Raw genomic sequence first — 13,922 nt, forward strand, 5'->3', positions numbered from 1 at the left:
AATACTCAGCAGATCACCATCAATATCTTCATCATTGACTAAAATATCAGCCGCTGTGAAGTTGAGTGCACTATCTTCAGCTAAATTTAATTGATCATCACCCGCTTCTGGGCCATCATTCACCGCGGCTATGGTTAAGTCCACAGAACCCACGGTTGTACCCCCTTCACCATCGGTTACGGTGTATTCAAAGCTAGTATCGCCATTCCAGTTTTCATCCGGGGTAAAGGTAAATTGCGTACCTTCAAGAACCAAACTACCATTAGCCGGTTGCTCGAAATTTTGAATAGATAGATGATCATCCCCATCGACATCAGAGATTAAATCACTCACATCAAACACGAGTGGCGCATCTTCAGCCCCTGATGCACTGCCCTCAATCACCACCGGATCATCGTTCACCGGATCAATCGTGAACGTGACCGTGGCATTAGATAATCCGCCATTACCATCAGAAACGGTATAAACAAAGCTATCTTCACCGTTATAGTTTTCGTCAGGAACATAACTAAATTCACCAGTCTCACTATTAAAACTTAATTCACCATGCTCTGGGTTTTGGCTAATGCCGGTAATACTCAGCTGATCACCATCGATATCTTCATCATTTGCAAGAATATCTGTTGCTGTGAAACTGAATACCGCATCTTCTGCTAACGTTAACGCATCATCCTCAGCATCAGGCCCAGTATTAAGCTCTATCGGCTCGCCATCGACATAAATCTCTAAATTCTCAAAATCAGCAACTTTCAAACCTAAATGGCTGAAAGTCTCACTAGGGCCGTTATTACTAGTCTCATCAGAATTTTCGACGATAAACTGTTTTAAAGCATGTAAATCAGCCAATATATCAGCGTCTTCAAATTGTTCAGCAGTTAGCTCAACTTGGAGTGTGTCTTTATCTACGCCGCCATAATATTGATCAATACCATCTGATTGGCCAACCGTATAGCTTGCAACATCATCGCCACTACGACCGTACACAATATCCGCACCAGACCCACCATCTAAGATGTCAGCACCGCCACCGCCGCGTAGAATATCGGCACCTTCACCACCGTGAAGGATATCCGCGCCCTGACCTCCACGAAGATCATCACTACCTAAGCCTCCATGTAAAGTATCATCACCTTGACCACCACGGAGAATATCATCACCTTCACCCGCTCTTAAAACGTCGGCCCCTTGGCCGCCTCGAAGCACATCATCGCCCACGCCACCGTGTAAGCGGTCATCGCCTGCACCACCATGTAAATTATCATCACCACGGCCACCACGTAGAATGTCATCACCCTGTCCGCCACGTAATACATCATCACCCACGCCACCGTGTAAACGATCGTCGCCTTGACCGCCATGCAAGCGGTCATCTCCTTGACCTCCACGGAGTATATCATCTCCTTGCCCACCCCTTAGGACATCATCACCTAAACCACCGTGTAAACGGTCATCTCCTTGGCCGCCGCGAAGTATATCATCTCCTTGCCCGCCTCTTAGGACATCATCACCTCAAACCACCGTGTAAACGGTCTTCACCCTGACCACCGCGCAATACATCATTTCCCGCTCCACCGTGTAAACGATCGTCACCTTGACCACCATGCAACCGGTCATCTCCTTGGCCACCGCGAAGTATATCATCTCCTTGCCCGCCTCTTAAGACATCGTCTCCTGCACCACCAAAAAGTTGATCATTGCCAGCGCCACCAAAAATAATATCTTCACCGGTTCCACCACGGACAATATCATCACCATAACCAGCATGGATCGTTGAGTTAGCATAACCATTCCCTAACTCAATCACATCATCGCCTGTGCCCGAATTAACATTAAAGACAGTAAGATCCTGATCACCCACCAGATGAATAAAATCAGCGCCCGCCGCTGTTGCAATATTAAACGTATTACTCCAACCCGCATTATTGGTTTTTGCAGTAATATCAATAATATCGCTACCATCTCCGGTAGAAATATCACCGCGCTTCGCACCCTCAATATTCACCGTGCTATCACCACCATCGCCCAGCTGAACATCGGTACGCACAAAGTCTGAAAGGCTGATATCAGCCGCTTCATCACTTATCGCAAGAATATTTTTAATGCTATTCCAACCACTATCTAACTGTACAGAAGCCGCATTTTCATCCTGATAAGTCACACTAATTTGATCACTGTCATCGATACCCTGCGTATTCATCTGCTCGCCGGTAATCGACTCAGTTATACCAAAGTCACCAGGTTGCTTAATCGTATAATTCGTCTGTGCATCGGTATAATCTGGGTTAATCGTCTGCTGGTCATTTAAAATAAATTGAACATTAACCTTCTCAGTTTGCGGTTCAACATCCAAAGTCACCGTTTCTGTCACCTCACCGCCCTGAGCATCTGAGACGGTGTAATCAAAACTAGTTTCTCCATTCCAATTCTCATCAGGCGTGAACGTCCAGGTCCCATCACCATTATCAACTAGCTCACCATTAGCAGGATCGGCGACATGCGTCACACTCAAATCATCACCATCGACATCCTCAGCCCCTGCTAATAAATCACCTTCACTAAAGGTAATCGAACCGTCTTCTTTTAATTCAAAGGTATGATCTATCGCGGTTGGATCATCATTCACCGCCGCCAAGCTAATATCTACAGAACCAGTATCCGTTCCGCCTTGACCATCAGAAACGGTATATTCAAAACTCGTATCGCCATTCCAATTCTCATTCGGCGTAAAGGTAAATTCTGTACCATCAAGAGTTAACACGCCATTGGCAGGCTGCTCGAAACTGTCGATAAAGACATCATCGCCATCAATATCAGAGATCAAGTCACTGACATCGAACACTAAAGGCGTATCTTCGGAACCAGATTCAGTACCATCAATCACAACAGGATCATCATTGACGGGGTCTATCGTCAAAGAAACAGTTGCGGTAGAGAAACCGCCTTGACCATCAGAAACAGTATAAGTAAACGCATCATCGCCGTTATAATTCTCAGCTGGAGTAAAAGTCCAAGTGCCATCACCGTTATCAATCAGCTCACCATGGTCAGGTTCTACGCTAATCCCCGTGATTTCTAAAGTATCTAAATCAACATCGATATCATTCGCTAAAATATCAGCCGCATTAAACGTTAAGGCATTATCTTCTGACAGAGATAAATCATCATCAACACCGACCGGTGCATCATTCACCGCCGCCAAGCTAATATCTACAGAACCAGTATCCGTTCCGCCTTGACCATCAGAAACGGTATATTCAAAACTCGTATCGCCATTCCAATTCTCATTCGGCGTAAAGGTAAATTCTGTACCATCAAGAGTTAACACGCCATTGGCAGGCTGCTCGAAACTGTCAATAAAGACATCATCGCCATCGATATCAGAGATCAAATCGCTAACATCAAAAACTAAAGGCCTATCTTCAGAACCAGATTCAGTACCATCAATCACAACAGGATCATCATTGACTGGGTCTATCGTTAAAGAAACGGTTGCGGTAGAAAATCCGCCATTACCATCAGAGACGGTATAAGTAAAGCTATCTGGGCCATTATAGTTTTCAGCCGGTGTGAAGGTCCAAGTGCCATCGCCATTATCAGTAAGTTCGCCATGCGAAGGGTCTTGACTAATCCCTGTTAGAGTCAAGGGATTACCATCTGCATCGGTATCATTCGCTAAAATATCTGCAACATTAAAAGTAAAAGCACTATCTTCAGCAAGATCTAAGCTATCATCTACAGCAACAGGGTCAGTGTTAACAACGATAGGATCATCATCAATCACAGGGTCATCAGCGACCAAGTTATCATCTACGATCGTATCATCTATGGCAGCAGCATCAGTATCAGTATCATCAGGCAAAGATGGGTCAGGTAATGGCGGTGCATCATCTGCTGCAATCACCGAATCAGAAGCAACATTAACAGCTTCTACAGTAACTTCCTCTTCTTCCTCAGCCGCAGTCTCTTCTTCTGCTCCAGGATCAGGGTCCCGATCAATCAAACCTTCTAGCTCAAACCCGGCATCGGTCACATCAGGCGTAATTCCCAAAAGGTTATTGAGGTTCACTCCCCCTTCTGCGGTATCTTCAGCAGCCCCTTCGCCACCACCAATAGCTGCACCTGCGCCTACCCCAGATTGCCCACCACCGATTTGAAACTCAGTCGCTAAATCACTTAATTCAGATTGAAAATTAAAAAGCGTTCCTTCACCAATATCGACATTACTACGCTCTGTACCTTGGGCATCCACATCAAGCTCTAAGCCCAACCCTGCTTGAACATCACCTTCATCAACAGCTAAGCCCTCACCTCGGTAACCCGTTTGATAGCTACCAAATTGGGAGTCCTCTGAACTATTTCCTGTCGCATCAGACAACACCTGCTCCAGCGCTTCCTCAATGGCATTTTCGCCTGAATCACGTTGTGCAGTTTCAATTAACTCATCAGTCACTGCATTATCTGCATCTTTTTGCGACTGAATACTCTTATCATCTGCCATACATCTACCCTACCCGCATAACCTTAAGCGTAGACTACATAGGGTTAGACACGTTTTTTGAACAAATGCTCCACCAACAAACCCCGTAAAATCAGGCTTGCTTAAGCTACACTTAAAAAAACGAGTATCAACAAGATAGGTCTCATAGGTGGCAACAGCACAAGTTAATTACTTTGATGAAGTGGTTTATCTATTCCAGGGTGGCGGCGCGATGGGTGCCTTTCAAGTCGGTGTTTATGAAGCACTCATGGAGGAAATGTATAGCCCTGACTGGATTGTTGGCATCTCTATCGGCTCCATCAATGCCTCGATTATTGCCGGCAACCCCCAAATGAAGGTATCGAGAAACTGAATGAGTTCTGGTCACGCATTACACGTCGCCATTACCCACTCCCCATCACCGATTATTTTGGTATTCGTAAGCTGTATAATTACTGGAGTGCACAAACAACATTAATGTTTGGCCAACCGAGATTTTTTTGACCCACATTGGCTTTCGCCGTTATGGCCAATTCCAAAAACACCCGATCAAATCAGTTTCTATAACACGCACCCTTTAAAGCAAACCCTAACAGAACTGATCGACTTTGATTATCTGAATCGGGCTTATATGCGCCTTAGCATTGGCGCTGTAGACCTAGAAACCGGTGAGCAGGTCTTTTTTGATAATACCAAGCACACATTAACCCCAGAACACATTATGGCCAGCTGCGCCCTACCTCCCGGGTTTCCAGCGATCAAAATCGACGGTCGTTATTACTGGGATGGCGGGTTATACTCGAATACGCCGATTCTTGCTGTCACCAACGAGCCTGAACACAAAAACCGATTATGTTTTCTCGTCAACCTCTTTAATCCCAAAGGAGTGCCCCCACACTCCCTCGATGGAGTGCAAGAACGAGCTAAAGACATCGAATATGCCAGTCACTTAAGAACCATTATCGAGCAGTATGATTCTAAACAATATTTACAGGGCATCATTGCCCAGCTTGGCGCGCATATTCCAGACAGTGTTAAAGAAAAAGAAGGCTTACAAGATTTATTAAAGCATGGCGACTCGCACAAGCTCCATGTGGCTCAAATTAATTATAAATCAAAGCAAGGTACTGAATTAAACTCAAAAGACTATGAATTTTCAGAGCTTTCTGCCGATGATCATCGCCGCCAAGGCTACAAAAATGCCCTCGCCCTCGTCAAGAATCCAGATTGGTTTTATGAGCATCATGTTGGACCCAAGACCGTTGTCCACAAGCTTGACCACCCCCATCAATGAAGTTTTAAGAATCAATTAACTGATTTCTCGCACCGCTTCTAACTCTTCACTGGACAACTCTCGCGCCTCAGCTTCGAGCATCACAGGAATCGTATCGCGCACCGGATAGGCTAAACGGTCAAATTTACACACTAACTCACTGTGCTTTTTATCATAAGTCACTTTGCCCTTGCACACTGGGCACGCAAGGATTTCTAATAAACGTTTATCCATCAGTCTCTCTGTTCTTTATCAAAATAATATTAATTTTAATGCCTATTGTTTGTGCGCTCATAGTAGCAACTCTACCTAGAAAAACCAAGCGTACACTTTAAGGCCCCCTCATCGCCACCACTCTCACCCTTTCCAACCATGAGATACTAGATGCTCTTTATCAGTCATCCCCTACATTATCAATCCATGTTACACTGTTGCCCACTAAACTTGATAATATAAACAATAACGACCGTTGAGGGTTACTATGGCATTTGTTGTCACCGAAAGCTGTATACGCTGCAAACACACCGACTGTGTAGAAGTCTGTCCTGTAGATTGTTTTAAAGAAGGTCCTAATTTTCTCGTCATCGACCCGGATGAGTGTATCGATTGTGCACTTTGCGAACCTGAATGCCCAGAAAATGCAATTTTCGCCGAAGATGAAATTCCCGCAGGGCAAGAGCACTTTCTTGAGCTCAATGCAGAGCTAGCTCAAGCTTGGGCAGACCATACCATCACCGAGAAAAAAGAAGCTCCTGAAGATGCGGAAAAATGGAGCGAAATTAAAGATAAAATGGATGAGCTGATTCGTGAGTGGTAACACTCACCTTCAACGGATTTATTGGTGAAGACGTATTGCTTATTGGTAAAAACCTCTCAAAACAGTTACCATCATTAGCTAACCAACCCTAAATGAGAAAAAATATGAGCCAAGACATCGAACTCAGCGAAGAAAAAGAACAAGCAAATTTCGAATCGCTATGCAATATGCTATACGAGTCAACAATTAAAACCATCAACGAACACACCAGCAACTTCGATGAGAATGAAACTATTTTTAATCAACCCGTATTCATGCATATTAATGCCACCGCACAGGTCTTAAACGCTATGATCAAGGATGCTGCCGATGTCCTCGCAGAGCAGCACCAAGATGTCACCCCAGAAATAGCGGCAAACGAGTTAAAAAAACTCACTCATACTGTGCTTTTTGGTGAAGATCATCAGCACTAAGCTCTGAGATTAAACAAGCAAATATCCACGGGTAACCCCCGTGGGGTTATACAAAACAAAGCACTCACATTTCATATCCACTCATCACAATTAGTTCCATTTTTTAATCTTCGCTAATATCCTCTTCCATACTCATATCAAGTGCAGCTTCTTCTTCATCTGATGCGTCTTCATCAAAACTGATATCTTGATTCAGCAAACTGAGGCGCTCGATTGATTTTTCTAGAGCTGTTAGCTGTTCTACTTTAAAATTTAATAATAGCTCGACTATTTCTTGATAAATCGTTCCCTCAAGATGAATGACTTGCGGCGCAATTTTCTCCGGCTCTTCAAATTTAGTTTTATGAGTAATAAACTGAGTGAGTAATTTAAGCCGTTCTTCATCACTCTTTTTTAACTCTTGCACATAATCTGCCAACATTTTTATTTTTTTGCCACGAGAGCGCACACCAAGAAACCAAAACAATAAAATAATGATAATCGCCTCAAGAATAAGAGTACCAATGATTAACGCTGCACTCATCACGACTCTCCCTTTTCTTTCTCATCATTTACAGTCTCATCTTTGCCTGCACCCTCGGTCTCTTCTCCCTCAGCCATACTTTGTAATAATTTTTTCTGACGCTTGCGCATAATAATAATAACTGGAATTAATACGGCACTAACAAGCACGGTAATGATCAGGATAACAAAGAAGAGTACGGTTACTAATGAAGAACTGCCACTTTCCATTGAACTGCTCACCGCTTCATCAACAGCCTCCTCGCTTGCATCCCCTTCAGCAAAATCGCTTTCTGAAGACTCTTCGGATTCTGTTTCTACACCTTCATCACTCGACTCATCTTCACCAAGAAGTTCTCCTTCTGATGGTGCAGTTTCTTCTGTCATTTGCTCTTCACTCGCCCTTTCTTCAGGTGCGCTAGTTTCTGCCATATCATCTTCTGCAACCGGCGGTGGCGGAACAACCGTGCCATCAATCTGATAAACCGACTCCAAAATACCAAAAGGTCGTTTTGCAACCGTTACTCCAGACACATGAGCAAGAAGTTGATAGTTTTGCCCCACATGTAATGCCGGCAGCCAAAACATCCACGAACCATTCGCTTGCTTTTCCAAGGTAACTTCTTCATGTTGACCTTCTGAAGGCTTTGCAAAAATACGCAGCTTTAAGCGATCACTTTCGATTAAATCATCACGAGGACTGATATTTACCGCATAAACAGGTTTTTGCTCCTCGCTCACCACCTTATGCTTCCAGACCACCGGCGAGTTAAAGACTTGCACACTCTGGACAAATTCGCGCTCAAACGTAATTCCATCGGCAAATAAGCTGATCTCTATCATCGAAGGATCGTGATCTACCGTTGTCATCGCAGCAAAATCCATCATATAAACCGCTTCACCTGGCTTAGCTGAGGCGATAATTTTACGTGTCGATTGCTCGCCCATGCGAATATTACTCACAAGCTTAATGACTTTAACCAAATTTGGATCTTTAAGTAATTTCCCTTGATTTAAAATTTTTGCCTTTAGCTGAAAACGCTCTCCCGCAAAAGCAATTTTTGGCAACTCAGAGACAGCAAGCTGTAATTGCGTGGCGATCAATACTTTACTCATCGGACTTAAATAATCAGCTAAAATATGCCATTGGCCATACAACGGTTTTGATAAAGTAATTAAGCTAAATAAATCACGCTTCACCCACTGAATCCATTTTGGATGACGATTATAAGAATAAGTCACGCCGACGGGGGATTTTAACATCACCGGTTTTGCAGTTTTTGTATTGTCTTTTCGTAGTAATAAAACAGTCGCTTCCTCAACACTACGATCAATATAAAAAGCATTTTTAAAAATAGGAATTTCATCCACCGCAGCGACTTGTGTAAATATATTTAAAAAGGCACGTTGTAAGCTTTCTTTGCTCTTTATAGAGTAAACACGTCCTCCCGTTGCTGCACTTAAACGACTTAATGCACTGTCTTGATCTTCTGCCTTATGATGACTTTGATCAGCATCAACATCTGCAAATGATGCGATATAAACGCGAATATCACGCTGCTGTAATGAGGGAATTAACTCATCAATAATACGTGACTCATTCGCAAGGTTTTTACCTTCTTTGTGACTCACACGCAGCTTACTACCAGTTAAAATAATAATATTACGCTCTTTGCTTGGATCACCGCCATGCCAGCCTTCGGTAACCTTGCGTAAGGCTTCATCCAAATTGCTAAATCGTGTTTGCCGCTCAAGCTCTTTAACTTTATTATCTGCTTCTTGTAGCCAATGCTGATTGACTTTGCCATAGGCCATATTAATATTAACTAAATCACCAAACTCCCAAACCCCTGCATAACTGCCTTTAGGCAACAAGCTGACGAGCATTCTCAATGCCTCTATACGCAATTTTTTCGGATCATTTTTTTGCTAAATCATCAGAAGCATCAACTAAAATGCGCGTATCATAAACTTTACCCGGTGTGGCTGCGAAACTTATTGCAGATAACGATAAAAATAAAGAAAAACAAACAGAAATAATAATAAATAAAAATAATTGAGTTGAAAAACAGCACAAACCTGACCGCGGATGCCAACCCTCTTGCTTCACGTTTAAGCTTGTTTTCCCCTTCATCAAGGCATCCTTTACTGCTAAACTGTCCTTCCTGTACCTTAATATCGGCAAAGCACTTGAGTTCTTTACAGCAGTGCCATACAGTGTAGGTGAATAAACTAAAATAAAGAATGAAAAACATCAGGTTATGAATACACTTTTAAATGAAACCGAAAAAGCAGCGACCCCAACATGCCAACTCAAAGGCAGCTTGTTCACTCTCACCGTGCTTCTTATTTATAATAGTGATATCAAGCAATTGGAAAGAGAACTGCAAGAAAAAGTCAAACATGCTCCAGATTTTTTCCAGCATACTCCGACTGTTCTTGATATTAGTCAATTCAAGCAAGCCGAAGTCCCCGACTTTTTTGCAATTCAAAATAGTTGCCGACGTTTAGGGCTGATTCCAGTCGCTGTCCGCGGTGGTAACAAAACACAACAGATGAGCGCACAACAAGCAGGCTTTGCTATCTTACCGGCAGCAAAAGAAGATGCCATAACTAAAAAAGCCATTGCTATCGCACCGAAACCGGTTTCAGAACCTGCTAAAAGCCCCAGGAAAACGAAAGAAACAGAAGCAATCGTTGAAGCTGAAACAACACACAAAAAGACTTAAAACAAGAAGACGTAAGCCAATCAGAAAATAAAACAGCAAAAACAAAAAATAAAATTATCACAAAACCAGTACGCTCAGGCCAACAAGTGTATAACGGCGAAGGTGATTTGATCATTGTCAGCAGTGTCAGCCCTGGGGCAGAACTCATTGCCGAGGGTAATATCCACGTTTATGGCACATTAAAGGGCCGTGCTTTAGCTGGTGTAAATGGCAATCAAGATGCACGAATTTTTTGCGATCGTCTCGAGGCTGAACTTATTTCTATCGCCGGTCAATACAAAATTAACGAAGAAATTCAATGTCATAGTAAAGACAATCACCTGCAAATTTACTTGGAACATAATCAATTACTGATACGGCCGCTGTAAATTCACTTGCTTTTAATTAAAATACATAACAAAATTGCTCTTAAATTTATAACATTATAACTAAAACTAATTAAAGGAAACTATCGTGGCGAAAATTGTCGTTATTACTTCCGGCAAAGGCGGTGTAGGTAAAACTACAACCAGTGCAGCATTTGCAACCGGCCTTGCAGAACGAGGCTATAAAACCGTCGTAATTGATTTTGATGTCGGCCTACGTAATTTAGATTTAATCATGGGCTGCGAGCGTCGCGTTGTTTATGACTTCGTTAATGTCTTACAAGACGAAGCGAACCTCACCCAAGCGCTAATTAAAGATAAGCATGTCGATAACCTCTATATTCTTCCCGCATCACAAACCCGGGATAAAGACGCGCTAACCAAAGAAGGCGTTGAAAAAGCCTTAAATGAACTTAAAGAAAAATTCGATTACATTATCTGCGACTCCCCTGCCGGCATTGAAAAAGGTGCATTGATGGCGCTTTATTTTGCAGATGAAGCAATTATTGTCACTAACCCTGAAGTGTCTTCGGTGCGTGACTCAGATCGGATTCTTGGTGTATTATCCAGTAAATCTCATCGGGCAGAACAGGGTGAATCGCCCGTCAAAGAGCACTTATTACTCACACGTTACAATGCCGAGCGTGTTGAAAATGGCGATATGCTCAATATCGAATCAGTTAAAGAAATCCTTGCTGTACCATTAATGGGAGTCATTCCAGAATCAAAGGCAGTTTTGCGTGCTTCTAATACAGGTAACCCAGTCATTCTTGATAAAGAAAGTGATGCTGGGCAAGCTTATGCTGATGCCGTTTCGCGCTTTTTAGGTGAAGAAGTTGAGTACCGCTTTATTACAGCAAGAAAGAAAAGCTTATTTCAACGTTTATTAGGAGGGCTTAGAGCATGAGCATCCTCGACTAGTTTTTTTAATAGTAATAATAAACGCAAACGCAGTGCAGATGTTGCTAAAGAACGGCTACAAATCATTGTTGCCTATGAGCGTAATCAGCGCCAAAACAATCCTGATTACCTTCCCTTGTTACGTCAAGAAATTATGGCAGTGATCAAAAAATATGTTCACGTTGATAGCGAGCAAATCAAAGTCGAGCTGAATCAAGATCAAGACCGTTCAGTGCTTGAACTAAATATCATGCTCCCTCCAGAAGAAGAAGAAAAAAATAAAGAAGCGAATAACGCTCAAGAAAAATCAACCAAAACAACCGATGAAGCCCTCTCCTAGGGCTTTATCAATCATTTACACCTTAAACCCAACATAAATTTTTAAGTGGTTTTTTCTATATCATCACCGTTCAACCTGTGTTATTAACTATCTACTCTAAAAGTGATAAAACAACGGGGATGGATATCAGTGAGATTGTTTATTTTCCTAGCTAGCCAACTTGCAATATGCCTTGCACTTTCATATTCAATCACAGTGAACTATCTCAACCTTTACGGCTTAAGCATGCAAACCAGAGCTTTTTTAACGATCAGCGACAGCCTCGCTATCGCAGCATTTATTGCAACGGTCTTTGCCTGCTACCTAAAAAAAGCGTCAAGTAAATACACGACTCTAATGTTACTCATCATTTGCACGATTTGCTCCGCAGCGGTGGCTATCTATAACAATATCGCTCCCACAAAAGAGTTTTTCGGTCATCTCCCTTACACCTTGTTCGCCATACTTGTCATCGTCAACAGCATTTTTAACATTAAAATAACCCTTAACTTAAAAACAAACTCGTGAAGCGATTATATTTCCTAACTATACAATCACTCGTGTGCTCATCTTATATACTCTGGCTCATCATCAACACGATAAATATTGACGGAATCAGCCGAGGCGCCCAAATTTATTATATTTTCCTTGATTTAGTTGTAATTGCCGGCTCTGCGCTCACCGTCACCGCAATCTCATTTAAAAAAAGTCACGCTAGGAAAAACAGCGAACGTATTTTCTCTATTAAGTATTACTCTCTATATTCCTGCCTTGCTTTATGATTATTACAAAATTTATACACCGATATGGCAAATGCTAAGCTATATTGCTTTCGCCACGTTCATCACTCTCAACTCAATCTGGTGTATTCGTTCAGTTTTCAAAATGAACAATCGCACCTCATCACTCTCACCTAGCAATGACTTTCATCAGTGACCTCAAGCGAAGCTATATACTTTTTACATACTTAGTAAATAGCTTTTCCCTACCTGATGCGATAGCAAAAGATTTAAAACAGAACAGCATTTATTGGACGACATAGTTAAAACTCATCCGCAGCAACAAGGAAAAGCTATGCATTTTAACCGCAATCCCGTCTTACTTTGAGCGCTGTGAACCCTTAATCACAAAGCGAGTTAAGCCAATCGGCCTGACTAAAAAGGTTAAAAATTTTGTACAAAAATCGACCAATTAGAATATCTGCATGAGCAATCGTGCCAGTTGCTTTCCAAATTATAATAATCTCACCTCCCCCTTACTGTATTGTACTTCGATAGCTTATCACTATAATAAGTCTTGGTTTAATCATCGAATACCGGGCTTAACTATGAAATACCTTACTCTACCTTTACTTTTACTTGCAACGAGCTCAAATTTATCTCATGCAGATACACTCGCTCAAATTAAGCACACAGGCCTCATTAAAGTAGGAACTACAGGTGATTATCCACCTTTAACTGTTTTCAACAAGAAAAATCAACAATATTCAGGCTTTGCTATTACGATGGCTCATAATCTTGCGAAAAATCTTGGTGTTAAGGTCAAATTTATTCACACTCGTTGGCCTAGCCTATCCCAGGATTTGGCAGCAAATAAGTTCGATATTGCGATGGGGGGTCATCACAATTACTAAAAAACGCCAACAACAATTTAGCTTTAGCCAACCTGTTCTCACTAATGGCAAGGTACCACTCATTCGATGTGCAGATTTAACCAAATTTAAAACATTAAGAAAAATTGACCAGCCTGATGTTAAAATTGTTGAAAATCTAGGTGGAACTAATCTAAACTTCGCAAAAGAAACAATCCATTACGCTCAAATTATTATTGTTAAAAATAATAAATTACCATTTGAATACCTGCTGAATAGAAAAGCAGATGTAATGTTTACTGACTCTATTGAAGCAAGCTACCGTCATAGCCTCATGCCTGAGTTATGCCCAGTGAATATCAATAATCCACTGACACACAGTAATAAAGCTTATATGATGCAAAAATCAAACATTCAATTAAAAACTGCTGTAAACAAGTGGATTGCTAATATTAAAAACAATGGGCAATTAGAAAATATAAAGAAAAGCTACGGACTCACTTAAGAGTCCATTTAACCTTAATTAATTTTCTTTAT

General features: G+C 41.9%; 16 protein-coding genes and 1 pseudogene. 11 read left to right on the plus strand and 6 right to left on the minus strand.

Annotation, left to right across the window (positions count from 1 at the left end; all coding sequences use genetic code 11):
* Together BGC07_RS21130 and BGC07_RS03225 are read right to left on the minus strand one after the other, a co-directional pair.
* Positions 1 to 1,473 (minus strand): tandem-95 repeat protein (locus BGC07_RS21130; protein ID WP_317135147.1); only part of this gene is annotated, 1,473 nt, incomplete at its 3' end.
* A 31-nt stretch (positions 1,474 to 1,504) separates the two neighbouring features.
* The gene (locus tag BGC07_RS03225; RefSeq protein ID WP_069311940.1) at positions 1,505 to 4,498 is read right to left on the minus strand and encodes a cadherin-like domain-containing protein; all 2,994 of its coding nucleotides are present in this window, start codon (positions 4,496 to 4,498) and stop codon (positions 1,505 to 1,507) included.
* 148 nt (positions 4,499 to 4,646) lie between these two features.
* On the opposite strand from BGC07_RS03225, the gene BGC07_RS21600 reads away from it, so the two are divergent.
* On the plus strand, positions 4,647 to 4,850 hold the full coding sequence (locus tag BGC07_RS21600; RefSeq protein WP_235602876.1) for a patatin-like phospholipase family protein: 204 nt from the start codon (positions 4,647 to 4,649) through the stop codon (positions 4,848 to 4,850).
* 108 nt (positions 4,851 to 4,958) lie between these two features.
* Complete coding sequence (locus BGC07_RS03230; protein WP_235602877.1) at positions 4,959 to 5,771, plus strand: DUF3734 domain-containing protein; 813 nt, start codon at positions 4,959 to 4,961, stop codon at positions 5,769 to 5,771.
* Between the two features lie 15 nt (positions 5,772 to 5,786).
* Here BGC07_RS03230 and BGC07_RS03235 read toward each other — a convergent pair whose 3' ends face one another.
* The gene (locus tag BGC07_RS03235) at positions 5,787 to 5,984 is read right to left on the minus strand and encodes a Trm112 family protein (RefSeq protein ID WP_069311941.1); all 198 of its coding nucleotides are present in this window, start codon (positions 5,982 to 5,984) and stop codon (positions 5,787 to 5,789) included.
* A 247-nt stretch (positions 5,985 to 6,231) separates the two neighbouring features.
* On the opposite strand from BGC07_RS03235, the gene fdxA reads away from it, so the two are divergent.
* Together fdxA and BGC07_RS03245 are read left to right on the plus strand one after the other, a co-directional pair.
* A complete protein-coding gene (gene fdxA, locus BGC07_RS03240) occupies positions 6,232 to 6,567 on the plus strand; it encodes a ferredoxin FdxA (RefSeq protein WP_069311942.1) in 336 nt (111 codons plus the stop codon).
* Positions 6,568 to 6,671: 104 nt separating this feature from the next.
* Positions 6,672 to 6,980 (plus strand): hypothetical protein, encoded by a 309-nt coding sequence (locus BGC07_RS03245; protein ID WP_069311943.1) that lies wholly within the window; start codon positions 6,672 to 6,674, stop codon positions 6,978 to 6,980.
* A gap of 103 nt (positions 6,981 to 7,083) precedes the next feature.
* On the opposite strand, the gene BGC07_RS03250 is transcribed toward BGC07_RS03245, so the two are convergent.
* The 3 genes from BGC07_RS03250 to BGC07_RS21605 are packed head-to-tail and all read right to left on the minus strand — an operon-like array spanning position 7,084 to position 9,615.
* On the minus strand, positions 7,084 to 7,503 hold the full coding sequence (locus tag BGC07_RS03250) for a hypothetical protein (RefSeq protein WP_069311944.1): 420 nt from the start codon (positions 7,501 to 7,503) through the stop codon (positions 7,084 to 7,086).
* The gene (locus tag BGC07_RS03255) at positions 7,503 to 9,368 is read right to left on the minus strand and encodes a hypothetical protein (RefSeq protein ID WP_235602878.1); all 1,866 of its coding nucleotides are present in this window, start codon (positions 9,366 to 9,368) and stop codon (positions 7,503 to 7,505) included. The genes BGC07_RS03250 and BGC07_RS03255 overlap by 1 nt, the downstream gene beginning before the upstream one ends.
* Positions 9,369 to 9,399: 31 nt before the next feature.
* Positions 9,400 to 9,615 carry a hypothetical protein gene (locus tag BGC07_RS21605; RefSeq protein ID WP_235602879.1) on the minus strand — a complete coding sequence of 72 codons (216 nt, stop codon included), beginning with the start codon at positions 9,613 to 9,615 and terminating at the stop codon, positions 9,400 to 9,402.
* Positions 9,616 to 9,742: 127 nt separating this feature from the next.
* Here BGC07_RS21605 and BGC07_RS21610 point away from each other — a divergent pair, with 127 nt between their 5' ends.
* The 7 genes and pseudogenes from BGC07_RS21610 (at position 9,743) to BGC07_RS03280 (ending at position 13,890) form a co-directional block, all read left to right on the plus strand.
* Positions 9,743 to 10,210 carry a septum site-determining protein MinC gene (locus BGC07_RS21610; protein ID WP_235602880.1) on the plus strand — a complete coding sequence of 156 codons (468 nt, stop codon included), beginning with the start codon at positions 9,743 to 9,745 and terminating at the stop codon, positions 10,208 to 10,210.
* Between the two features lie 11 nt (positions 10,211 to 10,221).
* A pseudogene (gene minC / locus BGC07_RS21615) lies at positions 10,222 to 10,578 on the plus strand (septum site-determining protein MinC); the annotation flags it as partial.
* 85 nt (positions 10,579 to 10,663) lie between these two features.
* Positions 10,664 to 11,482 (plus strand): septum site-determining protein MinD, encoded by an 819-nt coding sequence (gene minD, locus BGC07_RS03265; RefSeq protein WP_069311945.1) that lies wholly within the window; start codon positions 10,664 to 10,666, stop codon positions 11,480 to 11,482.
* A gap of 78 nt (positions 11,483 to 11,560) precedes the next feature.
* Positions 11,561 to 11,815: a cell division topological specificity factor MinE gene (gene minE, locus BGC07_RS03270; protein ID WP_449421085.1), complete on the plus strand. Its 255-nt coding sequence runs from the start codon at positions 11,561 to 11,563 to the stop codon at positions 11,813 to 11,815.
* 225 nt (positions 11,816 to 12,040) lie between these two features.
* Positions 12,041 to 12,322 (plus strand): hypothetical protein, encoded by a 282-nt coding sequence (locus BGC07_RS03275; RefSeq protein ID WP_139121602.1) that lies wholly within the window; start codon positions 12,041 to 12,043, stop codon positions 12,320 to 12,322.
* A 799-nt stretch (positions 12,323 to 13,121) separates the two neighbouring features.
* On the plus strand, positions 13,122 to 13,427 hold the full coding sequence (locus BGC07_RS19220) for a transporter substrate-binding domain-containing protein (RefSeq protein WP_158006853.1): 306 nt from the start codon (positions 13,122 to 13,124) through the stop codon (positions 13,425 to 13,427).
* Entirely contained in the window at positions 13,399 to 13,890 is a 492-nt protein-coding gene (locus BGC07_RS03280) for a transporter substrate-binding domain-containing protein (protein ID WP_158006854.1), read from the plus strand. The genes BGC07_RS19220 and BGC07_RS03280 overlap by 29 nt, the downstream gene beginning before the upstream one ends.
* Positions 13,891 to 13,922: the final 32 nt, after the last annotated feature.

Origin of the sequence: Piscirickettsia litoralis, assembly GCF_001720395.1 — a bacterium.
Classification (GTDB): Bacteria; Pseudomonadota; Gammaproteobacteria; order Piscirickettsiales; family Piscirickettsiaceae; genus Piscirickettsia; species Piscirickettsia litoralis.